Origin of the sequence: Undibacterium sp. MH2W (genome assembly GCF_049340215.1) — a bacterium.
Classification (GTDB): domain Bacteria; phylum Pseudomonadota; class Gammaproteobacteria; order Burkholderiales; family Burkholderiaceae_D; genus Undibacterium.
This window is the reverse complement of sequence record NZ_JBMPPA010000004.1, coordinates 21,418-44,863: the sequence shown is the minus strand read 5'-3', so window position 1 is coordinate 44,863 and position 23,446 is coordinate 21,418. Positions and strand designations below refer to the sequence as shown.

Genomic DNA, 23,446 nt, shown 5'->3' with positions numbered 1-23,446 from the left:
TTGGGGGTAGAATGACTGATTACAGTATCAAATGGCGTAACTTGCGCCCAAGGAGTTCTCGTGAATAACATGTTTTCAAAAGCGGCTATATGGGTAGTTGTTGCCATGGTGCTTTTTATGCTTTTCAAGCAGTTTGAAGGAAAAGCAGGTACATCTGGAATGGCTTCTGTGCCTTATTCTGAATTCCTGGATGAGGTAAAGTCCAAGCATATCAAAGAAGCAACAATTGATGATGCGAACCGTACCGTGACAGCGGTAACGACCGAAGGCAAAAAAATCAAATCTCAATTAACGATTTTTGACCGCGGTCTTGTCGGCGATCTCGTTAATAACGGTATTAAATTTGATAATAAACCACCTGAAGAGCAATCATTTTTATCTCAGGTGTTCATTTCTTGGTTCCCGATGCTCCTGTTGATTGGCGTATGGATTTTCTTTATGCGCCAAATGCAAGGCGGCGGGAAGGGCGGGGCATTCTCTTTCGGTAAGTCCAAAGCCCGTATGCTGGACGACGCGAACAACAACGTGACCTTCGCCGACGTTGCAGGCTGCGACGAGGCAAAAGAAGAAGTGACCGAAGTGGTTGATTTCTTGCGTGATCCTACGAAATTCCAGAAACTGGGTGGCCGTATTCCCCGTGGTGTTTTGATGGTCGGGCCTCCAGGTACGGGTAAAACATTGCTGGCGCGCGCGATTGCAGGCGAGGCAAAAGTACCATTCTTCACGATTTCTGGTTCGGATTTCGTTGAGATGTTTGTCGGTGTCGGTGCTTCACGTGTCCGCGACATGTTCGAAAATGCGAAAAAGCACGCGCCTTGTATCATCTTCATTGATGAAATTGATGCTGTTGGTCGTCATCGCGGAGCAGGCATGGGCGGTGGCAATGATGAGCGGGAACAGACATTAAACCAAATGCTCGTTGAGATGGACGGCTTTGAAGCTAATTCTGGCGTCATCGTTATTGCAGCAACTAACCGTGCTGATGTATTGGATAAGGCCTTGTTACGTCCAGGTCGTTTCGATCGTCAAGTGTCCGTCGGTTTGCCTGATATTCGTGGTCGTGAACAAATCTTGAACGTTCACATGAGAAAAGTGCCTATCGCATCTGACGTGAAAGCAGACATCCTTGCGCGTGGTACTCCTGGCTTTTCTGGTGCAGACTTGGCCAATCTCGTGAATGAGTCCGCATTATTCGCTGCACGTCGTAATAAGCGTCTGGTGGAAATGATTGACTTTGAAGATGCAAAAGACAAGATCTTCATGGGACCTGAACGTAAGTCGATGGTCATGCGCGAAGAAGAACGTCGTAATACTGCATACCACGAGTCTGGTCATGCTGTGATTGCAAAATTAATGCCGAAAGCGGATCCAGTACATAAAGTCACGATCATGCCGCGTGGTTTTGCGCTCGGTTTGACGTGGCAGTTGCCAGAGCACGATCAGATTAGCGGCTATAAAGACAAAATGCTCGAAGAAATTTCTATCTTGTTTGGCGGTCGTATTGCTGAAGAAATTTTCGTCGGACAAATGTCGACTGGCGCGTCTAATGACTTTTCTCGTGCAACCAAACTTGCTCGTTCCATGGTGACACGCTTCGGTATGTCGGACAGCATGGGCGTGATGGTGTACGAAGATAGCCAGCAAGAAGGTTACTTTGGCATGGCGTCTAAAACGATTTCTGAAGCGACGCAACAAAAGGTCGATGCTGAGATTCGTTCGATTCTCGACACACAATATGCGCTTGCCCGTCGTTTGTTGGAAGAGAATCGCGATAAAGTTGAAGTCATGACCAAAGCATTGTTGGATTGGGAAACGATTGATGCAGATCAAGTGAATGACATTATGAATGGCATTTCACCTCGCCCACCTAAAGTTGGACAGTCGACTGGTCGTTCTTCATCAGACAACAGTTCCGGTGGCGTTTCTCCTAATGCTACTGCACCAGCCTGATTACCTTGTATTGTTGAATTAATTTTAGAAAAGGTGAGGATTGTTCCTCGCCTTTTATTTTTATGACTGACTATTTTCAATGTGGGCGCTATCGTTTTTCTTTAGGCGATGAGCGCGCCAAACCCTTAGTGATGGGGATTCTCAACATCACTCCCGATTCTTTCTCGGATGGGGGACATTTTCTTGATCTCGATAGTGCACTCACTCGTGCTGAGCAAATGATTGAGGACGGTGTGGACATTATTGACATCGGTGGTGAATCAAGTCGTCCTGGTTCCGTGGTTCTCCCTCTTGAAGAAGAATTGCGGCGAGTCATGCCGGTTATTTTTGCATTAAGGGATTGTGGTAAGCCTTTGTCGATCGACACCTATAAGCCAGAGGTGATGGTGGAGGCAATGATGGCAGGTATCGATATGATTAACGATATCCAAGGTTTTCGCTCACAGGCTGCCGTTAAAGCGGTCGCGGGCGGCGATGTTGGTCTTTGTGTCATGCACATGCAAGATAAGCCTGCTACGATGCAGCAACGTCCTAGTTATGAAAATGTTAATGATGAGGTGACGGCGTTTTTATGTGAACGGGTCGATACCTTAGTGAGTGCCGGTGTTCCTCGCCAAAACATCACCATTGATCAAGGATTTGGTTTTGGTAAAACTTTGGCGCATAATATTAGTTTATATAAAGACATCACTCGTTTAGGGAAAGAGTTACAGCTCCCCGTTTTGGTCGGTGTATCGCGAAAAACAATGATTGGTGAAATAACAGGCAAACCGACAGAAAAACGTCTCGCAGGAAGCTTGGCTGCAGCTGTTGCAGCCGCGCAATGTGGCGCAAAGATTGTACGGGTTCACGATGTTGCTGAAACCGTCGATGCATTAAAAGTATGGCAAGCACTACTCGTTTGATGATTGAAAATTGGAAATAAAATGACAAGAAAATATTTCGGGACAGATGGAATTCGTGGCAAAGTTGGTGTTGCACCAATCACGCCTGATTTTGTGATGCGTTTGGGTTATGCAGCGGGTAAGGTGTTAGCCCAAGCCGGAAGTCCCGATGTGAAGCGACCGACGGTGTTGATTGGCAAAGATACGCGTATTTCTGGTTATATGCTCGAGGCGGCATTAGAAGCGGGATTTGCGGCTGCTGGCGTCGATGTGATGTTGTCTGGTCCTATGCCTACACCTGCCGTTGCGTATTTGACCCGCGCTTTACGCTTGTCTGCCGGGGTTGTTATTTCTGCTTCACACAATCCGTACTACGACAATGGTATTAAATTCTTCTCGGCACTGGGTAACAAGCTTCCTGATGAAGTCGAGTTGGCTATTGAGGCGCAATTGGATTTGCCAATGGAATGCGTCAGCTCGGATCATTTAGGTAAAGCACACCGTCTGCGTGATGCGAATGGTCGCTACATTGAATTTTGTAAGAGTACTTTTCCGTCAGAGTTAGATCTTCGCGGCTTAAAAATCGTTGTTGATTGCGCGCATGGAGCTGCATATGACATCGCTCCACATGTTTTCCATGAATTAGGTGCGGAAGTTATCGCGATAGGTAACACACCAACAGGCACTAATATTAATGACCAGGTTGGTGCGACTGAGCCAGATACCCTTGCTATTGCAGTTCGTGCTAATCACGCAGATCTTGGTATTGCGCTTGATGGCGATGCAGACCGTTTGATCATGGTCGATAAACACGGGAAGATCTACAACGGCGACCAATTGCTGTATTTGATGGTGATGGATCGCTTGGCCATTGGGCCTGTACCTGGGGTTGTAGGTACCTTAATGACAAACATGGCTGTTGAGATTGCATTCAAAAAACTGGGTGTTGGCTTTGCTCGTGCCAAAGTGGGTGATCGATATGTTCTCGAACAATTGCGTGAGCGTGATTGGATGCTTGGAGGCGAAGGTTCAGGGCATTTGCTGTGCCTTGATAAGCACTCGACAGGTGATGGCATTGTTTCCGCTTTACAGGTACTTTCTGCGCTGCGTCGCAGTGGCAAATCCTTGGATGAGTGCTTCGATCAACTACATTTGTTCCCACAAGTTTTACTCAATGTACGTGTAACTCCGGGTTTCGACTGGCAGAAAAATGTGTTGTTGAATGAGGAAAAAGCGAAGGTGGAGGCCGAGCTAGAAGGACGAGGTCGTGTCTTGATTCGCGCCTCAGGAACTGAGCCTTTAATTCGTGTCATGGTGGAAGCGGATGACAGCGATCTCGCCAGCACCTGTGCTCGTCGCCTAGTTGCTTGTATCGACAAATAAATGCCATTTATCGCTCATGGAATCGAGACTATTCTTGAAACTAGGGCGATAAACATGTAGTATTCAGCCTTCAGTTTTCCAGCACCATTCGTGGTGTGGGAACAAAACTGTCCATAGCTCAGTTGGATAGAGCACGAGCCTTCTAAGCTCGGGGTCGCAGGTTCTTATTACAGGTTGATCCAAGTGCGTATTACAATTGCGGTGAAATAAATTCCGCCCTTAGCTCAGTTGGATAGAGCAACAGCCTTCTAAGCTGTAGGTCACACGTTCGATTCGTGTAGGGTGGACCAAAAATCATTTAAAATCATAGACTTAAGATTTTAGTATTTGTCTGTGATTATTTTCTTTTATTACTTTTGTTGAACAAAGGTAATATCTTCCTTGAATCTCCTCAAAGCGTTGACTATTCTTCCTTGGTGCACATTGAAGATTGAATGGGATTCAATATGGAACCGAAGGGCATTAGAAGTAAGAAAAATGTCACACTTATTGTGTACGAAAAAGATGGCCGAAGCGCTTACAAGTTGCTTGGTCCGAGCGGCGAGGTTCCAGCATTTGCTTTCTTTGCTAATAGTCTAAAAAATTGTTCATTAAATACTCGCAAGGCCTATTGCAGAGATTTGGCCAGTTTTTATGATTATTTTTTTGAGGCTTGTACTTATATCGGCGATTATGATGAAAAAAGAAATTCTCTAAAAAAAAGCGAACTCAAAAGAATCATCGAAAGCTGGCATGATTATCTAGTCTTAGGCGAATATTCTGGAATAGATTTAGTAAAACGCGTTTCCAAGACTTTGCCCCCGCGACTCTGCTCACAAAATACCTCTGCTCGTAAGCATTCCGCTTTAAGGGCTTTTTTAAACCTATCAGAAATATTACGAAGAGAGGATGCAGAACTCTCTAAATTAGGTCTTTTAGACGATGATGTTAAGGTGGATTTTGCACCATTATTTGATGGAGTCAACTCAGGAGTTCCACGAACAGTTCATGAAATCAATGCGATTAAAAAAGACTCATTTTTTCAAAGTGCTACTAAAAACCATTTTGGTGGATTGAAACTTAACAAAACAATTCAGACTAGTGAAGTTCTTAAATATGACTCAGGAAAAGCTTTTCCTCTCGATTTAGCGTTTAATTTTATCGCAGCTCTCACTACTTATCGGGATAAAGCACTCTACGCCCTCTACGCAGCATCTGGCTGTCGCTCAAATGAGGCATTGCAATTACTTATCGAAGACGTAGTATTAGATTCAAAGAACCCATCGAACAATAAAGTACTTTTCATTGATCCCCGTCGAAGGTTGAATCATGCAAGTTACACAGCTTTAGACCCAGTTGATAGACAGAGATTAGCTTGGAAAGGGCGTGAAAGCGAAGTGGGATTTTTAATAGAGCCTTTTGCTACTTTATTTTTTGAAAATCTTAAGCTTTACTTTATTCACGAATATTTTCCGCACAATAGGCATACTTTTTTGTTCCAAGTGCTTGCACGTGACGACGCACGTGGAAGACCATATTTTCTTACTGCTCCAACTTCGAGACAAGATATATTTAAATCAGCAGCGAGGAAGGCAGGGATTCCTGAATCGGTTAAAGGACCGCATTCGTTCAGGCATGCATATGGAAGTTATCTGTTAAATTATTTCCCTCGTAAAAACGGGGGGTATGGACTTCCTATGGCTACTGTGAGGGTAATCATGGGGCATAAAAAGATTGCTTCGACCGAAAAATATGCAACGCACGATATTGATTTGATTAATGCACAAATTCACTATGCCAACATACTAATTTATCAAGATGGAAATTTTCGATCATTCGTCGATCAAAAATTAGACGCAATGAGAGAGCAAATGGCTGATTTTGAAAGAAGGTCAAAAAACTTGAGTTTAGAGAAATAAGAATGATGAATCTATCTCGAAATCTAGTCATTAATAGGACAGGCAATGCTTTAAATGTTGCTATTCGTAAGGCATTAAATGAGTCAGCACTTCTTCTTTTAGAAGTGTACGAGAATGAGTCAATTGATTTTCGGCAGATTTCTACTCGCTCAAGGTTAAATGCGGCATATCCTTTGTTCGTCTTAGATTGCGTACTGAAAAGTTCTGCAAAGTTAGACGAGGCATATTTACGAAATGCCTATGCTACGTTCGACGAACAGACTAGTAAAATTACAATGCAGCAGTTTGAAAAATTTACATTATGTAACCATTTTCCTCGGCAACAATATAAAAAAACCTACAGGCCGTACGTAAAGACTGGGATAGGTATTTTTCTCGTTAACTTACATTGCGAAGGCGTAGTAACTCTCCCTAGCAATTTCACTTGGCCGATTCATAGGCAGTTAGGTGTGAGAATTTCCGATTACGACCAGATTATTTGTAAGAGTGCAGAGCTACTCTGCTTTATACGAGGCATGGAGGTAAATGTAGACAATATTGAGGACGAGGCATTTATTGCGGTTGGAACAAATCCGAATAGACGTCAATGGTTCCGCACTTACGCAACTAGATTAATTTTAGCGACTGGTTGGCGCGTCCCCGAGGACGTTAGTTACGATGGCCTATTGGAGTTGAAGACCGCGGCGGCAGAGGGCACTGAATTTATATCTGTTTATCGCACACTTCTTGATGTGTTAAAACGCAAATATCCTGATCGAATTACGATATCTCCAGCAGATTGGGACAATATTTTGATCGAACACAGTCAGAGTCGGAAAATACTTGAAGGGCTTAGTAATTTAAGTCACGACAACAGCTCGCTTACTAATTATCTTGAGGTTGTCCAACTTCCACCATCTCTTGCTTTCCCAGATAAATTGTCACAGACCTTCGCGCTACCGGGGTTAGATTTTGATATGAGGGCGAACACGTCGACTTGGTTAGGACTGTACAAAAATTATTTCAGTGTCGTGAGGCGAGAAGATTATTCGCAGCCCTTGATTGCAATTGGTTACTTCAATCTGTATCTATTTTATTATTTGCCGTATTGGTTTCACGAAAATCCTTCTACCAAATTAAAATTTCCTTCAACTCCAAATAACTTGGTGGGCATTACTTTTATTTCGCGAAATAAGGACATTGAAATATCGAAAGCGCCACACACTTTTGTGGAATTTATGCAGTTGAGGCAGGAGCATTACGGGCATCAACCCGAAACCACTTACGGATATTTGAAACAGGTTCAGATTTTTTTTGGGTATCTTGTGACATACGCTGATGAGTTGCCACATTGTAAAAACTTTAAGCAACCATTTTCAAAATTAGATTTCCCGGTACTAACTAAAAGTCAAGGAACAAATAAGGCTAAAATTCCTCGGCAAGTTTTCTCGGCGATGGTTAACTACATCGAATGTGTGAGGGATTATGCCTACCGAATAAACCAAAAAATGTTATCTGGTGAAATTACACCATCCGATTTTTATAGTTTAACGAAATTTAATTACATAATAAATACAAAACAGGCAGAGGAAAAATTCAAACTCAAGATTCCGAGTTATCAAGCAAATGGTAAGTCGCTTCAGGTGGAATTTATTCCGATGCCAATTTCTGCTGAGTGGTATCGGTTAAAAACTGGACAGAGATCAAAGTTACTCCGTCCCCATGCTTTAAATCAAATTCTTGTCGCACTCTATACTGGGTTGCGCCATCATCATATACAGTGGCTTGATGGTGATTTATTCGATCAGATTTCCAAAGATGATGGGCAAGGTTATACCCTCTTACACGTAAATAGTGACAAGGCAAACAAAAAACAATTTAACCCATTGGTTAGTACTCGCGTTATTGAGCTTTTGCGCTTACAACGAGAGTGGAGGGACATGATTGATGAGCCCTCCTTCAATAAGTTTCAATTTTATAACGATAATAAAGAAACAGTTTATCCAAAGTTTAGGCCTCTTTTTTCTTATAGTCCAAAATCAGGATTGCCGCACAGCGACAATACTTACGCAGATGCTTGGAATAAACTGTTACTGGGCTTCCAGGCTCAAATCCCAAAGTTTTGGACTCCTGTCGGGAGCCCTTACATCCTATGTAAGCTAAGACCGCCTGGCATCAAGTTTAATGATCGGAACGAATGGGAAAAACTTGAGGAGTTTTCGAATCTAGAAGAGGGTGTATGCCCACTTAAGGTTCAAACTGAAATTACACCACATTCAAGCAGAGTTACAGTTGTCAGTGAATTCATCAGTTATTTGCAACCAGAAATAATCGGTAAATACATTACTGGCCAAAATAGAAAAACAGTTTTTCATTACGTTCGAACTGAAGCTGATGATCTGGAAGGCCTCAGAGGTGAGCAGAAGCATGATTTAATTAGAAGAGCATTTGAGCAGCAAGTCAGAGGATTTATAGATGGCGATCTCAGTTCAGATGCATCCTTTATCAAGCCAGACAACATTAACTCCAAATTAGCACAAAGCTTGAGAACTGACTTTGATGAAACTATATCTCGATATGGTTGCATCAGTGTCACTCTTGGTGAAGGTGAGGTTAATGGGATCGATGTAATAAGAAAAAGGGGTATTGGAGAAGCTGCGTTTAATAAGACTGAGATTTGTCCGTATTCAAATGAATGTCCTAAGGAGGTGCTTCTTCAACTGAAAGGGACTCGACGGTGTTCGTTGTGCTCTTACGCAGTAAGATCAATTGATCACCTTCCCGCGTTGGTCGCGCGGGCCAAGTATACACTCGAAATGTTGTTGGAATTGAGTGAGAAGATTGATAAAGCGGAAGGTGGCTACACTGAACAGGAGCTTGATATGCTCGAGCTTGAGCGACAAACTCTTGGTGAAGATTTGGTCGGTTTACAGTTTTGTATTGAAACCCTTGAAATGCAAAGGTTACGAGTAGTTGCTGGTGACGATACTCGCACTTGGGTGGTGGAAAAACCAGAAATCATTGAACAAGATTTGCAGAGAGTCGCTGTACAAACCGATACGACAAACTATATTTTGTCCCGCATACAGGAATCGATTCAATATCCTAATTTTCAAAGCCCAAGCGTTAAAGCAAAATTCGATTTATATCGACGAAAAATACTTGCTAGCGACCCAGCAACGATATCTGAGGCATTTTCAGGCGGAATGCCCGCAAATCCAGCCGCTGAATGCGCTGGAGTACTGCGCAGCTACGTCGCAGCTCATAAGTTAAGTATTGATGATATACGTCTATTGCTTGACACCGATCAGCATTTAATTGGTCTCCCCAATGTTGTACGATCTATCCGATTGCTTGATGATGAGCAATAGTTTTTAGGAAGGTTAAAAATGGCTGAAAAGAAAAAAGTAGCTAATCCTTTTGCTGGTTCTAAAGAAAAGATGCAACTACGTAGAGAAAAAGCCATAGAGCTATATTTGCTCGCTGCTCGTGAAAGTAAACAAAAATACGATTGTTTGACCGATTTATCGAAAGCAGTAGCAAAAAATATAAGTATCAGTGAGAAGCGTGCTGGAATTTCAGTAAAAAATTGTTCAAATACGACTCTTCTTCGCAACGGTAGATATAAATCTCTTTTGTTAAATTATCTTGCGGAAAACCCGAGCAAAGGATTGAAGAATGCGACTACAGTTAGGATTAAAGATAGTCCTTTGGAGCAGTCAAAAGCGCTTTTAGCCTCACTCGAATTATCCAATCTCCAAAATGAAAATAGGCGATTGAGACAACATGTTGCAACGCTAGAAAGTTCCTCGGTTACAAAAGGACTCAATCCTAATTCGAAAATTGAAAAAAATTCGCACCAGAAAGATAAAAGTGAATGGCTAAAATTAGAATCAAAATTTATAGATTCATGTCAAGTGATCAGTGCACTACTGACGAATTTTAGTGACATTTTATTTGTGGATTTTGAAACAAATCGTATTATTGATAAGTCAAAAAGAAGGGCCAACAACGTTATCGTTGGAGAAGATGTGGCGTCGCCATACTTTGAGTGGCTAAAAAAACATGCGTCAGCGTTTGCTGGGGAAAGGTAAGCATTGAACAGCAAGAACTCCGAGGCAAAAAAGGGGTTTAATAATTTAAAAAGTTATGTTTTATGTAAATCTTGTCAAGTCTTGCGAACAATTTTTTTTGGGGCACGGTGATCCTAGGGTAATTACTGAAATTTTTCAGCCGTTAAATGAAAAATTAGAAGGGTTCTGCGTCTTGGAAGTTAATGTTAAAGTAGTTACCATAACTGAGCTTCCCTTGATAATTAGTTCACCATCAGTTGAATGTCATGCAGCGAGATTCTCTTGATTTTGTTTCTTCATCCAGTCTTCCAGATATTGAACGGGAGAGCGACAGCTGGACTTCCCCTAGTTTAATAGACATTACGCAATGGAGTGAACTTAGAAACCGTGCAGCAGCTACTAGGTCACTCAAAACGGTTATCCGGACTAAAAAGTGTTGGTAGTAGCGTGTGAGTGAGTAAAACAGCTAGGGTTACTACTTTTAAACCCACCACTCTGTGGGTAGTTCGCACTCCGAGGCCGTTTTACCGACAATCTGACCCCTTTTCGTCAAGTTTGTGGGTAGCGCGGATGCGCCTAGGCATACTCCAAAAAATGCGTTCGGGATGCAGCTTACCCACTCAGCTACCGCAATCTCGAAGAGTTGATGCAGGAACGTGGCGCCTTTGTCGACAATTCCTCTATCAACCGCTGGGCAATCCGGTTTCTGCCTCTCATCGAAAAAACATTCAGAAAATATAAAAGCTCTTCGTTTCGTATCAAGCATGGCTTATCACTAAATCTAGAAGCCCTCATAAAAATCATGTTATGCTCTATAACACGATTTTTATGATGGGATTCACGTATGCCTAAGAAGCTCTTGAACGTGGATACGGTGCCAACTTTGGTACGGGAGCGACTGAGCACATGGGGGCGCTGCATCCACACGCAACGCTTACGCCAGCGCATAACGGCAGCCGACTTGTGCGTGCGAATGAGTATTTCTGAGGCTACCTTGCGCCGTATGGAACGAGGCGACCCAGGTACAGCGGCTGGCGCTTACCTCGCTGCATTGTTGATTTTGGGCGTGTTTGAGGATGCTATACCTGTGCTAGCACCTTCTCTGTGGTCCGATTCTCCCCAACGTAGAGTAAAACTCAGCCGGCAAGAACGAGGAGGGGAAGTAGATGCTGAATACTTCTAAGCCCTTATTCATTTATTTGCAACGTCCAGACAACGGAGAGTGGATCACGGTCGGACGCTATCTTGCTGGACCCGTCGCAAGCTTGGGTAGATTTAAGTACGCCCCCAGTTATGTTGATGCGGGTCACACTTGGGCGATAGACCCGGTCAACTTGCCTTTCCGCCCGGAGGACGAGCGGCCAGCTACACGCTACAATGGTTTGCACGATGTCCTGCGAGATGCTTGTCCGGATTCATGGGGCCAGGCGCTGCTTCGGCGCGAGCACAATCTGCCAGAAGGCACACCTTTGGCACGCTATCTGATTTTGGCCAATAACGCTGACCGGTGGGGCGCGCTCGCCGTAGGCACAAAATCTACCCCTTCAGTAGCCCAGCTTTCCTACCCTAAGTTATTCCAGCTACCGCTGCTGGTGCAAGAACTGGCAGCTATGAGCGCGCAACGGCCGGCAGTTGACGTCCGCCTTCGCCGCCGTTTAGTACAGACTGCCAGTGTAGGGGGCGCTCGCCCCAAGTCGACCTTGCGCGACAATGAGGGGCAGTACTGGCTGGTCAAGCCTAGAATCGCCAGCGATATTGCTGACATACCTTGCCTCGAACATGTCGGCCAGCAATGGGGGGCTGCGAGTGGCTTGGATTTTGCGGCAACTGTTCTGCATCCTGCCGCCGAGGGGGCTAGTGCGGTGCGCGTGCTGCGCTATGACCGAAATGGAGACGGGCGCTTGATGTGCGTGAGCGCAGCCTCGCTACTACAGACAGAGTATCCAGACAAGTTAACGCAAACAGACCTCTTTAGCTATCCACGTCTAGCGGAGGAACTGCGCATCATAGGAGCTCCTGTGGAAGATCGGCGCGAGTTGTTTGGCAGGATGGTCTTTAATGCAGTGTGCGGAAATGATGATGACCATGTCCGAAATCATGCAGTCGTATACCAACACGAGCAACGACGCTGGCGTCTTGCACCGGCTTTCGATGTCGTACCAAATCCGGTTGAGACACCGCGGACGTTGACGCTGCAGCTGTCAACCGGGCGTTTCGACATTTCTCGCTCGGCAATACTGACCGAAGCCCATCGTTTTGGTTTCAATAGCAGTGACGAGGCTAGTTGCTATCTTGACATACTACTGACACGTATCAGCAAGGGTTTTGACCAGGTTGCTCACTGGCTGGAGCCCGAATGGCAGGAGATGCTACGCGCGCGTATGCGGGAGAACATTGCGCTCTTGGAGAACTAAGGCCGTTGGGTTAACTGGGCGATAGATGGGGGGAATTTAGCGCTTATCCTCTATTTAACGATTTCAAGCATGATTGACTAAGAAAAAAAATCGCGAACGGCTATCTACTTCTGGAAATATAAATTTTTTGAAAAACGCATAATACAACTACTTCTTTTCTTATTTACATTTCAGCTTACTAGGTAATGAAAAAATCAAAGTATGAATTAGTACAACTAAACTTTCCCTTGTATTATGTCATTTCATTAATTTAGTTAGTAAGTCACACTCTCCATTTGACTCAATTTAAAAAATGTATCAAGTAACGAAGTTTTAAATACCGTACCGAGAAAGACGGGATTTTCCGGACTTTCAATCGCTGGGAGGCGCTCACCTTGGTGCACCTGAAAATGTTGAAATGCTTCACTTAAGTTCATGCCTGGAGTTAAAACCTGTAAAAAGTCTCGTCGCAAAAAATTTTCGGCTTTTTGTGATTTATTTGCAGCGTTGTCTGCCATTACAACTGAAAGGTCTTGGAGTGCGACCACTCCTTGGTAATGATTGTTATCGTCGATGATATAAATGTACTTGACGGGATGGTGCAAAAATATTTTCGTCATTTCATCAATGTTTGCTGACATGGGAAGTACCGTATCCGTCTTTTGTATAAGGTCACGTACGTGGACGCCTCTGATTTTTAGACGATTTTTTTCTTCTCTATTACGTTTGACGGTGATTTCATACATCGACATGCCGCTCGTCACTTGAGCGATGAAATATGCTAATACGCATGCCAGCATTAACGGTAGCATTACTTGATAACTCAACGTCATTTCGAACATCATTAAGATCGCCATCAGTGGTGCATTGGTTGCTGCGGCTAAAAAGGCACCCATCCCAATAATCGCATAAGCAAATGGTAGTGACGTTGCCCCCGGCCAAATAGTATTGACCAATTGACCGAAAAGTACGCCTACCGCTGCTCCAACGAAAAGTGCGGGCGTAAAAACACCGCCCACCGCACCTGAACCTGCGGTGAATGCGGTGGCAACGACTTTGCAAATCAAAATAGTTAATAAACTTGACCAGAGCCAAGGTTGGTGTATCAATGAATTCACTACGCTATAGCCATTTCCCCACACTTCGGGCACCCAAACTGAAATAATGCCGACCCCCAAACCACCAATCGCTAAGCGAATAGGAAGTGGTATTGGAATGCGGCTAAAAATTTGTTTGGAAAATTTCAGTAACTTTAGAAATTGTGGTGCGAGTAAGCCAGAGAAACCACCTAATATCACAAATAAAACCATCTCTTTTTCCGAGATAGCCGGAAAATTCGGGAGCGCATAAGCTGGATGATAGCCAGGCATTTCGCGCATCACGATATTTGCAACAACGGCGGATACTAAAATAGGACCAAAACTGTTAATAACTATGCTTCCCAATACAATTTCGGTCACAAAAAAAGCGCTTGCGATAGGAGCGTTGTAGGCCGCCGTAATTCCAGCACCTGCGCCACATGCCACCAGAAGCCGCAGTCTGGTCGAGTCCATGCCAATGCGTTGGCCAGCCACTGATGCGCACATCGCTGAGAGTTGTACCATCGAACCCTCGCGTCCGATAGAACCACCAGATGCAATCGTAAACAGCGAAGAAATACTGCGAAGAAGACTCGTGATGACTGGAATACGACCATTCCCAATGGCGATCGCTTCCATATAATCGGTCGCACTGGACGGAGAGATTTTTTCGGCAAACATCAGCAGCAGGCCAGCAATGGCGCCGCCTATCGTTGGTAGCGCTATACGCATTGGCCAGGAAAACGTTTCTGCCATTGCGACGAGCGAGCCGCTGTGACCACTGACGAGTCTCTGTAAGAAACTCAGACCTTCTTTAAATATAATCGTCGCGATAGCTCCGATGACGCCAATCAGCGCGGCCCAAAGTAATAGGGCGTGAGTAGGAGAGGGGCGGGGTAGACGATCAAGAATGAGTCTGATTTTAAATAAAAAAGTGATCACGTCAATATCTTCAGTTAAGCAATTGCTAAAGAAGATACTAACTTGAAAACACTAAAATTTAATAGGATTTACGGAAATTTTACGACACCCTTTGTCGTGCACTAGTTATGAATTTATATGGTGTTATTCAATATAATTTTCGGTAAGTCCTATTTTTATAAAATGCCTAAGTATTTTAGGCCATACCCGAGAATTCCTTAAATGCAGCCATTGCATTTGCTGAATACATAAGGGAGGGGCCGCCACCCATATACACAGCCATTCCTAGTGCTTCTTCTAGTTCAGATTTTGTCACTTTAAGTTCAACCAAAGCTTTAACATGAAACCCTATACATGCGTCGCAATGCGCCGCGACGCCAAGCGAGAGTGCAATTAATTCTTTGGTTTTTTTATCAAGTGCACCGTCACGCGAAGCTGCCTTCGCTAAGTCGCTAAAACCCTTCATAACATCGGGAATATCGCTACGTAGTGCCGCAAGATTTTTTGATACTTCTTGCGTAAGCTCGTGATAGCTAGTCATGAGGGTCTCCTTTTAGCCGTTATTCTTTGTTGCGCAACTGCTTATACCAAAAGGCAAATAAGCGGGGCAAAAACGAAACACGCCCGTAGCAAGTGGAATAATTCCTAACCAGCCCCATACGCCTATCATTCCAGTTACTGTTGCGCCAATTGCGCCCAAACCAACTAGTATTCGGATTGTTCTGTCGATAGTTCCAACATTTGGTTTCATGATCAACTCCGTGGTTAAAAATTAAATTAAATTACGTTACCGTTCCTTCGCCAACCTTGCCGTCTGCGCAAATTCTTTCTGGGACCGTGCTTTATCTTCCAGTTGCTTCAAGAGGCTGCCACAAACGACATCGCATAGCGTGTAGATCGACTCATCTGCAATTCTGTAAAAAACACTTGTTCCGCGATTTTCTTTTGCGACTAATCCATGCTTGCTAAGTATGGCTAAATGGCGTGAGATATTTGCAGATGTATAGCCGCAAAGTTCTGCGAGCTCTCCTACGTTACGCTCTTTATCTCGCAACAAACTTAGTATTTGCAGGCGGGTTGGCTCCGACAATGCAGCAAAATATCCTGCTACTTGTGTCAGCGCATCTAACGTTAGTCCTTCCATACATTCTCTCTCTAATTAAATTTGAGGCATTGATACAGATCATGTTGCACTGATTGTATCACATACTTAATTAAATTCGTTCTTGCGTATTTAACTAAGTAGTTACATAATTACGATAGTTTAAGTTGATGCGTGCGAAATCGTTAGATTAGTCAGGGGAGTGGTGATGTTGAGATTTTCTCGTTTAGGTGCTGTGGCTGCGATGTCGATAATGTATATGTCGGCATCATTTGGAGCGCAAGGGCAATTGGCAAGCGAAATAGTTCGTGCGACAGATTCAACGGAAAGTGCGAGTTATGATGCGGTCGTTGAGTCCATCCGCCAAACTGTCATAGCTGCGCAAGTATCAGGCGTGATCGTCTCACTACCAGTGAGGGTCGGTGATAGTGTAAAAGAAGGTCAGATTTTGGCTCGGATAGATGCGCGATCAGCGATGCAAGGAAGTGTGGCAGGCCAAGCACAAGCGCAGGCGGCACGATCGGCATTGGAGCTGGCAACCAAGGATGTAGAGCGTCAAAGACACTTATTTCAGAAGCAATATATCAGCCAGTCTGCTATGGAGCGTGCCGAAGCACAATATAAAGCCACTTCCGAGCAACTAAAAGCGCAACTGGCGCAAGCAAACGTTGCTGATATTCAATCAGGTTTTTACGTGATCAAGGCCCCTTATGCGGGCATTATTTCTGACCTCCCAATTGCGCTGGGTGATATGGCGATGCCAGGTAAGCCAATGTTGACGATTTTTGATCCTAAGGGTTTGAGAGTAACGGCTTCGCTGCCGCAAACGGCGATAAATGACTATATCGCTGGTCAACCTATAAAAATTGAGTTTCCAGGCTTGCCACCTAACCATCAATGGTTGTCGCTGACACATTTCCAGGTGTTGCCTACTATTGATGCCACAACGCATACCTCTCAGCTTCGTATCGATTTGCCAGAGCCGACATCGGGTATCTCTCCAGGTTTGTTTGCCAGAGTCTGGCTGCCACATAAAGGTGCATCAGGCACACATCTTTATGTTTCATCAAAGGCCATTGTACGTCGTGGTGAAATGACTGGGCTTTATGTTATTGACGGTAATAGGCGCCCGGTGTTGCGCCAGATCAGGTTAGGTAAATCGCAAGGTGAAGCGACGGAAGTGCTTACTGGGATTTCTGCTGGAGAGCGGATCGCCGTGGACCCAGCAGTCGCTGTGAAGGAGGCGCGATGAACACTCGTCTCGGAATTTCCGGTCGTATCGCAGCATTCTTTCAAACCGCCCGGATTACGCCATTATTAGCTCTCGGTGCTTTGTTATTGGGTATCTTTGCTGTCCTAGTTACGCCGCGCGAAGAAGAGCCTCAAATCAACGTGACAATGGCAAATGTACTGGTACCTTTTCCAGGTGCGTCTGTCTCCGATGTTGAGCAAATGGTTTCTATACCGGCGGAACAAGTACTGTCACAAATGAGTGGAGTCGAACACGTTACTTCACTATCTCGTCCCGGAATGGCGGTCATGACCGTTCAATTTAAGGTGGGAGTTCCTCGAACTGAAGCCTTAGTGCGCCTCTACGATACCGTAAATTCAAACGCAGATTGGTTACCTAAGAATTTAGGCGTGCTACCGCCACTGGTTAAACCTAAGGGTATCGACGACGTCCCTATCGTTAGTTTGACACTTTATAGCAAAAATCCTGAAACGGGCGCCTATGATTTGGAGCGTGTTGCTCACAGTATAGAAAACGATCTGAAGCGCGTTCCTGGTACTCGGGATGTCACAACTATAGGAGGCCCAGGACGCGCCATTCTTGTAGAACTTGATCCGGCACGAATGCAAGGTTCTGGAGTGACCGTTGCGGATATGCGCAATGCGCTCCAGTCGACAAACGTCGGCTTGCCTTCGGGCGAACTACTGGCTGGTAACAAATCGGTCACGATTGAGTCGGGTCCATTTTTACGGGATGCGCATGATGTTGCTGAACTAGTGGTTGCAGTTCACAACGGCAAACCTGTCTTTATGCAAGATGTTGCGACGATCAAAGATGGCTCGCTGCCCATGATACGGTATGTATGGCATGGCGTCGCCGGGAAGAGTGGTGGCGAATATCCCGCGGTGACGATTGCGATTACAAAAAAATCTGGCGAGAACGCGATTGATGTTTCTAACGCCATCATAGCGCGAGTTAACGAATTAAAGAACACTGTGATCCCATCCGAAGTTGATATAGCTGAAACCCGGAATTACGGAAATACCGCTAACGATAAAGCAAAAAAATTGATTCAGAAGCTATTGTTTGCAACCTTGTCGGTGGTTGTACTCGTTTTCATTGCTTTGGGCGCACGGGAGGCTGCGATTGTTGGAACGGCGGTAATTCTTACACTCACAGTTACGCTATTTGCGTCTTGGGCATGGGGCTTTACTCTCAATAGGGTATCTCTGTTTGCATTGATTTTTTCTATCGGTATTCTGGTCGATGACGCGATCGTGGTAGTGGAGAATATTCATCGGCATCAACGACAATTTCCAAATAAATCATTAAAGGAAATTATTCCCAGCGCGGTCGATGAAGTCGGTGGTCCGACTATCCTCGCAACGTTGACGGTGATTGCTGCACTGCTTCCTATGGCCTTCGTATCAGGGTTGATGGGGCCATACATGAGCCCAATTCCTATTAATGCGAGTATGGGAATGCTGCTGTCACTCGCCATTGCTTTCGTAGTGACACCATGGTTATCACGTATCTGGATGAAGGAGGCGCATCACTCTGAAATTGATGCAAGACCACATGGCTTAGCTGCAAAACTTGCGCCGATATTTGCGCGGTTGTTTCAACCTTTCTTGAATGACGTACATGGAAAACGCAATCGCGGAATGTTAGGGTTGTCGGTAGCCGCATTAATCGCATTTTCTATCTTGTTACCAGCAACGGGTATCGTTTTACTCAAAATGCTGCCATTTGATAATAAATCAGAATTCCAGGTCATTGTTGATATGCCGGCTGGTACTCCTGTAGAGCAAACTGCTGCGGTGTTACATGAATTAGGGAGTTTTTTATCAACCGTACCCGAAGTGACGGATTATCAGGCATATGCCGGTACTGCCGCGCCGATTAATTTCAATGGTCTGGTCCGCCAGTATTATTTACGTGCAGGTGGCGAGGTTGGTGATATCCAAGTTAATTTAGTGGATAAGCACCATCGCGATGATCAAAGTCACGTAATCGCCACACGCCTGCGACCAGCCTTGCAAACAATAGGAAAGCGCTTTAATGCCAACATCAAAATTGTTGAAGTGCCGCCGGGTCCTCCAGTTCTTTCTCCGATCGTCGCAGAAATCTATGGACCAGAAGCGGAAGGGCGTCGCCAGGTCGCCAAGGCTGTCCGCGACGTTTTTAGCAAAACGAATGGTGTGGTCGATTTTGATGACAGCAGCATTGCTTCTGCACCGCGAGTAGTACTTTTGGTAGATCGTCGCAAAGCAGCCTTACTTGGTGTTTCACAAGCAGACATCGTAACCACGTTGCATGCAGGTTTGAATGGAGAAGCAGCGACGTGGTTGCACGATGAAAGCAAATATCCAAATGCTGCCATTTTGCAACTGCCCGCAGAAAGACACGGCGATATGGACGGCTTGTTGCAACTGTCAGTAAAAACGGCAGAAGGTAAATTAGTTGCAATTCGAGAACTGGTCACCATTAGCAATACAACTCGTGAACAACCAATTTATCACAAAGACCTGTTACCGGTAAATTACGTTACTGCTGACATGGCAGGTAGGGTAGATAGCCCGTTGTACGGCATGTTTTCTATGCGTAAAGCAATTAACCAAATTCCAACGCCTGGAGGCGGGACACTGACAGAGTATTTCATACACCAGCCTAGTGATCCCTATCGTGGTTATTCCATTAAATGGGATGGTGAATCGCAGATTACATATGAAACTTTCCGTGACATGGGCGCTGCCTATGCGGTTGGTTTAATTCTGATTTATTTACTCGTGGTTGCACAATTCGGCTCGTATTTGACCCCACTGATCATCATGGCGCCAATTCCTTTAACCATTATTGGCGTTATGCCAGGACATGCGCTGCTCGGTGCCCAATACACGGCAACGAGCATGATCGGCATGATTGCGTTAGCAGGCATTATCGTCAGAAATTCTATTTTGTTGGTCGACTTTATTAACCTTCAATTGCGATCAGGAATGGAGCTTAAAGATGCTGTGGTTAATTCCGCCATTACACGCGCTCAACCCATCATGCTTACCGGTTTGGCAGCGATGTTAGGCGCATTCTTTATTTTAGATGATCCGATTTTTAACGGATTAGCCATCTCTCTTATTTTTGGGATATTCGTTTCGACGTTGCTTACGTTGATCATTATTCCGTTGCTTTATTACATGGCGTATCGCCATCGCATTGAATTTATTACTCATCAAGGAGAAACCTCATGACCTCTTGGCAACTCGTACGCGTTATTGCGGGAACTTTTATTTTACTTTCACTGGCATTTGGAGTTCCCGGCAGCCCTTGGTTCATAAATCAGTGGTGGCTTGCATTTACAGCATTTGTCGGGGCAAACCTGCTGCAGAGTGGCGTTACTAAATGGTGTTTGATGGAATCCATCTTACGTAAATTTGGATTGCGTTCTGGGAACTGATTAGGTCCACCAAATTAAAGTGCGTATTACTAACCACAAAAAGTGAATGATGAAATATCTGAATTCAATGTTTTCAGCTGCGATGTTGTGCTTGATTTGCGCTCCAACCTTCGCCACTGATTTAATGGAAAGTTGGCATGCAGCGCAGAGCCATGATCCTGAATTTGCAGCAGCACAAGCCAATTTTGAAGCGATGATGACACATCGGGAGCAATCACGCGGTATTTGGCTACCCTCAGTTGGATTAACAGTTGGAGCCGGAATAGGAAGTGCGGCCTCAGAAACGACGGGAGCGCAGTTCTCTGCGCCAGGTTTTAATCAAAGCACCGGAGTTTCATTTGATACGTCAATTCGTCGTGGCGAGATGACCCAATATGCACTGGTTGCCCGACAACCGTTGCTCAATAGAACATTACTTACACAGAGCCGTCAACTCGCTTTATCTGCTGATATGGCAGAAATCGAATGGCGAGCGGCGCGACAGCAACTCGCGTTAAGAGTCGCTGAACGCTATTTTGATGTATTGATTGCTAGTGAAACATTGCGACAATTGCTACAACAACAAACTGCAATTGAATTTACGCTGAGTGAAACTCGGGATCGGTTTAAATTTGGAAGTATCCCAATCACGGACACCTATGAGGCTTCAGCCCGTGCCGAAACTGTGAGAGCACAAATCATGGCAGCTGAAATGGATTTACAAATAAAGCAGTCTATGTTTGCTGACCTTACTGGTATCAGCGGAGAGCGCTTATTACCCCTAAATAGGCCTACAGATCGGCCGACAGTAAATTTGCCATCGCTTGATGCGTGCATACGAGATGCGTTACTGAATAATCCTGAATTATTGGTCCAGGCAAAAAAGCTAGCTATTGCAGAGGATGAAGCAGAGAAGCATCGTGCATTGAATTCGCCATCACTTGATGTGATCGCACAGGTAGGTCATGAAAGATTACACGGAAATGGCGACTACGGTGGTGCAGAGAATTCGGCTAGTAATCGAATGATAGGAATACAGTTGACCATTCCGCTTTATACCGGCGGTATCCGAAGTGCCAAGTATTCTGAAGCTGTTCATTTGATTGATAAAGCGAAGTTTGATAGCGAATTGTTGAAACAAAAAATTGTTACTCAAGTCCGCACCAATTGGTTGGGTGTTACGGTCGGTGAGAGTCGTCTGATGGCATTAAGTCAGGCCCATAAAGCGAGTTTGGCCAGGCTTGAAGCAACGCGATTGGGTCACTCAGTAGGAGATCGAACTACCCTTGATTTATTAAACGCAGAAAATGACGTAACCAACTCAGCATTGGCCCTCTTGCAAGAAAACATTCATGTACACCTCAACAAATTGAAATTAGCACAATTAGTTGGCTCCTTGGATGAAACAGTGTTATCGGACACAAATGCATTACTAGTAAGCGAAAAAAATTAGAAATTAAAAAAGATGAACAACAAAAAGGAGACAGAAAAATGGCACACATTATTATTTTGGGAGCGGGAACAGGCGGAATGCCCGCGGCGTATGAATTAAGAGAGCTGTTAGATCATTCGCATCAAATTACAGTTATTAATGCGGTAGAGTATTTTCAGTTTGTACCATCTAATCCTTGGGTTGCAGTTGGCTGGCGTGATCGAGAAGCGATTACTTTTCATATACGACCTCACCTCGAGAAAAAAGGGATTTCGTTCATCGCTCAAAGTGTTGTAAGTCTTCAACCCGAAGAGAGTGCGTTAACCTTGGCAGATGGGTCAGTACATCAATACGATTTTCTCGTAATTACAACTGGACCTAAACTTGCCTTCGAAGAGGTTCCTGGTTCGGGTCCTTCGACAGGTTTTACACAGTCAGTTTGTTCCATCGATCACGCCGAACATGCTTACACTGCATATGAACAATTCTTGACTGATCCCGGCCCTGCCATCATTGGAGCGATGCCGGGCGCATCCTGTTTTGGGCCGGCGTATGAATTCGCATTCATTTTTAATCGCGATTTGAAAAAAAGAAAATTGCGCAATAAAGTGCCAATTACATATGTGACGAGTGAGCCATACATTGGACATTTGGGACTCGGTGGTGTTGGTGACTCTAAATCTATGTTGGAAAGTGAACTGCGAAGTCACGACATTAAATGGATTTGCAACGCGAAAACGACGAAAGTTGAAGATGGGATGATGTTCGTGAGCGAAATGGATGAAGCAGGAAATCTAAAAAAGGAACACATACTCCCATTTAAATACAGCATGATGCTGCCTGCCTTCAGGGGCGTTGATCCGATCGCTGCGGTTGAGGGGTTATGTAACCCAAGAGGATTCGTACTTATTGATGAGTATCAGCGAAGTAAAAAATATAAGAATATCTACTCAGCAGGCGTATGTGTCGCGATTCCTCCTGTTGAAGCTACACCTGTCGCGACAGGTGCACCAAAAACCGGTTACATGATAGAGAGCATGGTTACCGCTGTTGTTCACAATATTGAAGCTGATTTGAAAGGATTGCCTGCAACGTCAAAGGGGACTTGGAATGCTATTTGTTTAGCTGATATGGGGGATACTGGCGCTGCCTTTGTCGCCTTGCCCCAGATTCCGCCACGTAATGTGGCTTGGTTTAAAAAAGGAAAGTGGGTGCATCTAGCTAAAGTAGCGTTTGAAAAATATTTCATGCACAAGATGAAGCAAGGTACGTCTGAACCAATATATGAAAAATATGTGCTAAAAATGATGGGGATTGAGCGTCTTGATAAATGATCGATAAGAGGAAATGTTGCGTGTTCACATTCTTAAGTTATTTTTGGGGAAAAATTATGGGTGTAGATAATATTTTGCCGAACAACGCAGTGCTGATCGATGTCCGATCCCAGACTGAATATAAATCCGGTTTCATTGAGGGGGCAATATCAATTCCACTCGATCAGTTGAATCAAGTAATTCAATTAACAATTAGCGAGAAGAGTACGCCTATCGTCGTATATTGTGCCTCTGGGGCGCGATCAGCATCAGCAAAAATTAACTTAATTAAATTAGGCTATGATAATGTGAGTAATGGTGGTGCGGTCTCTAGTTTGGCACTTAAGCTTCGAAAGCAAATTTACCGAGGGTGATTGA

The 23,446-nt window shown here is 44.6% G+C and carries 18 protein-coding genes, 1 tRNA gene and 1 pseudogene; 16 read left to right on the top strand and 4 right to left on the bottom strand.

Features of this window, described 5'->3' with window-relative positions:
• The first annotated feature begins 60 nt into the window (after window positions 1-60).
• The 10 genes and pseudogenes from ftsH (at window position 61) to ACO0K2_RS10690 (ending at window position 12,581) form a co-directional block, all read left to right on the top strand.
• Window positions 61-1,950: an ATP-dependent zinc metalloprotease FtsH gene (ftsH, locus tag ACO0K2_RS10735; protein ID WP_423018573.1), complete on the top strand. Its 1,890-nt coding sequence runs from the start codon at window positions 61-63 to the stop codon at window positions 1,948-1,950.
• Between the two features lie 62 nt (window positions 1,951-2,012).
• Window positions 2,013-2,855 (top strand): dihydropteroate synthase, encoded by an 843-nt coding sequence (gene folP / locus ACO0K2_RS10730; RefSeq protein WP_423018571.1) that lies wholly within the window; start codon window positions 2,013-2,015, stop codon window positions 2,853-2,855.
• 21 nt (window positions 2,856-2,876) lie between these two features.
• Window positions 2,877-4,217, top strand: coding sequence for a phosphoglucosamine mutase (glmM, locus tag ACO0K2_RS10725; protein WP_423018569.1), 1,341 nt, complete (start codon window positions 2,877-2,879; stop codon window positions 4,215-4,217).
• Between the two features lie 213 nt (window positions 4,218-4,430).
• Window positions 4,431-4,507 (top strand) — tRNA-Arg (locus ACO0K2_RS10720).
• A gap of 144 nt (window positions 4,508-4,651) precedes the next feature.
• On the top strand, window positions 4,652-6,115 hold the full coding sequence (locus tag ACO0K2_RS10715) for a tyrosine-type recombinase/integrase (RefSeq protein ID WP_423018567.1): 1,464 nt from the start codon (window positions 4,652-4,654) through the stop codon (window positions 6,113-6,115).
• Window positions 6,116-6,117: 2 nt separating this feature from the next.
• The gene (locus tag ACO0K2_RS10710) at window positions 6,118-9,465 is read left to right on the top strand and encodes a hypothetical protein (protein WP_423018565.1); all 3,348 of its coding nucleotides are present in this window, start codon (window positions 6,118-6,120) and stop codon (window positions 9,463-9,465) included.
• A gap of 18 nt (window positions 9,466-9,483) precedes the next feature.
• A complete protein-coding gene (locus ACO0K2_RS10705) occupies window positions 9,484-10,188 on the top strand; it encodes a hypothetical protein (RefSeq protein ID WP_423018563.1) in 705 nt (234 codons plus the stop codon).
• 574 nt (window positions 10,189-10,762) lie between these two features.
• Window positions 10,763-10,909 (top strand): annotated as a pseudogene (locus ACO0K2_RS10700) (IS6 family transposase); the annotation flags it as partial.
• 102 nt (window positions 10,910-11,011) lie between these two features.
• Complete coding sequence (locus tag ACO0K2_RS10695) at window positions 11,012-11,350, top strand: hypothetical protein (protein ID WP_423018561.1); 339 nt, start codon at window positions 11,012-11,014, stop codon at window positions 11,348-11,350.
• A complete protein-coding gene (locus ACO0K2_RS10690) occupies window positions 11,334-12,581 on the top strand; it encodes a type II toxin-antitoxin system HipA family toxin (RefSeq protein WP_423018559.1) in 1,248 nt (415 codons plus the stop codon). Before ACO0K2_RS10695 ends, ACO0K2_RS10690 begins: the two co-directional genes overlap by 17 nt.
• 254 nt (window positions 12,582-12,835) lie before the next feature.
• Here ACO0K2_RS10690 and ACO0K2_RS10685 read toward each other — a convergent pair whose 3' ends face one another.
• The 4 genes from ACO0K2_RS10685 to ACO0K2_RS10670 all read right to left on the bottom strand — a co-directional run bounded on the left by ACO0K2_RS10685 (window position 12,836) and on the right by ACO0K2_RS10670 (window position 15,704).
• On the bottom strand, window positions 12,836-14,581 hold the full coding sequence (locus ACO0K2_RS10685; protein ID WP_423018557.1) for a ClcB-like voltage-gated chloride channel protein: 1,746 nt from the start codon (window positions 14,579-14,581) through the stop codon (window positions 12,836-12,838).
• A 175-nt stretch (window positions 14,582-14,756) separates the two neighbouring features.
• Window positions 14,757-15,101, bottom strand: a complete 345-nt coding sequence (locus tag ACO0K2_RS10680; protein ID WP_423018555.1) for a carboxymuconolactone decarboxylase family protein — start codon at window positions 15,099-15,101, stop codon at window positions 14,757-14,759.
• Between the two features lie 12 nt (window positions 15,102-15,113).
• Entirely contained in the window at window positions 15,114-15,311 is a 198-nt protein-coding gene (locus ACO0K2_RS10675; protein WP_423018553.1) for a YgaP family membrane protein, read from the bottom strand.
• Window positions 15,312-15,347: 36 nt separating this feature from the next.
• On the bottom strand, window positions 15,348-15,704 hold the full coding sequence (locus ACO0K2_RS10670; RefSeq protein ID WP_423018551.1) for an ArsR/SmtB family transcription factor: 357 nt from the start codon (window positions 15,702-15,704) through the stop codon (window positions 15,348-15,350).
• 166 nt (window positions 15,705-15,870) lie between these two features.
• Here ACO0K2_RS10670 and ACO0K2_RS10665 point away from each other — a divergent pair, with 166 nt between their 5' ends.
• The 6 genes from ACO0K2_RS10665 to ACO0K2_RS10640 are packed head-to-tail and all read left to right on the top strand — an operon-like array spanning window position 15,871 to window position 23,442.
• Entirely contained in the window at window positions 15,871-16,914 is a 1,044-nt protein-coding gene (locus ACO0K2_RS10665) for an efflux RND transporter periplasmic adaptor subunit (RefSeq protein ID WP_423018549.1), read from the top strand.
• Window positions 16,911-20,138: an efflux RND transporter permease subunit gene (locus tag ACO0K2_RS10660; protein ID WP_423018547.1), complete on the top strand. Its 3,228-nt coding sequence runs from the start codon at window positions 16,911-16,913 to the stop codon at window positions 20,136-20,138. Before ACO0K2_RS10665 ends, ACO0K2_RS10660 begins: the two co-directional genes overlap by 4 nt.
• The gene (locus tag ACO0K2_RS10655; protein ID WP_423018545.1) at window positions 20,135-20,344 is read left to right on the top strand and encodes a YgaP family membrane protein; all 210 of its coding nucleotides are present in this window, start codon (window positions 20,135-20,137) and stop codon (window positions 20,342-20,344) included. Before ACO0K2_RS10660 ends, ACO0K2_RS10655 begins: the two co-directional genes overlap by 4 nt.
• A 46-nt stretch (window positions 20,345-20,390) precedes the next feature.
• A complete protein-coding gene (locus ACO0K2_RS10650) occupies window positions 20,391-21,776 on the top strand; it encodes a TolC family outer membrane protein (protein WP_423018543.1) in 1,386 nt (461 codons plus the stop codon).
• 38 nt (window positions 21,777-21,814) lie between these two features.
• Window positions 21,815-23,089, top strand: coding sequence for an NAD(P)/FAD-dependent oxidoreductase (locus ACO0K2_RS10645; protein ID WP_423018541.1), 1,275 nt, complete (start codon window positions 21,815-21,817; stop codon window positions 23,087-23,089).
• A 20-nt stretch (window positions 23,090-23,109) separates the two neighbouring features.
• The gene (locus ACO0K2_RS10640) at window positions 23,110-23,442 is read left to right on the top strand and encodes a rhodanese-like domain-containing protein (RefSeq protein ID WP_423018539.1); all 333 of its coding nucleotides are present in this window, start codon (window positions 23,110-23,112) and stop codon (window positions 23,440-23,442) included.
• Window positions 23,443-23,446: the final 4 nt, after the last annotated feature.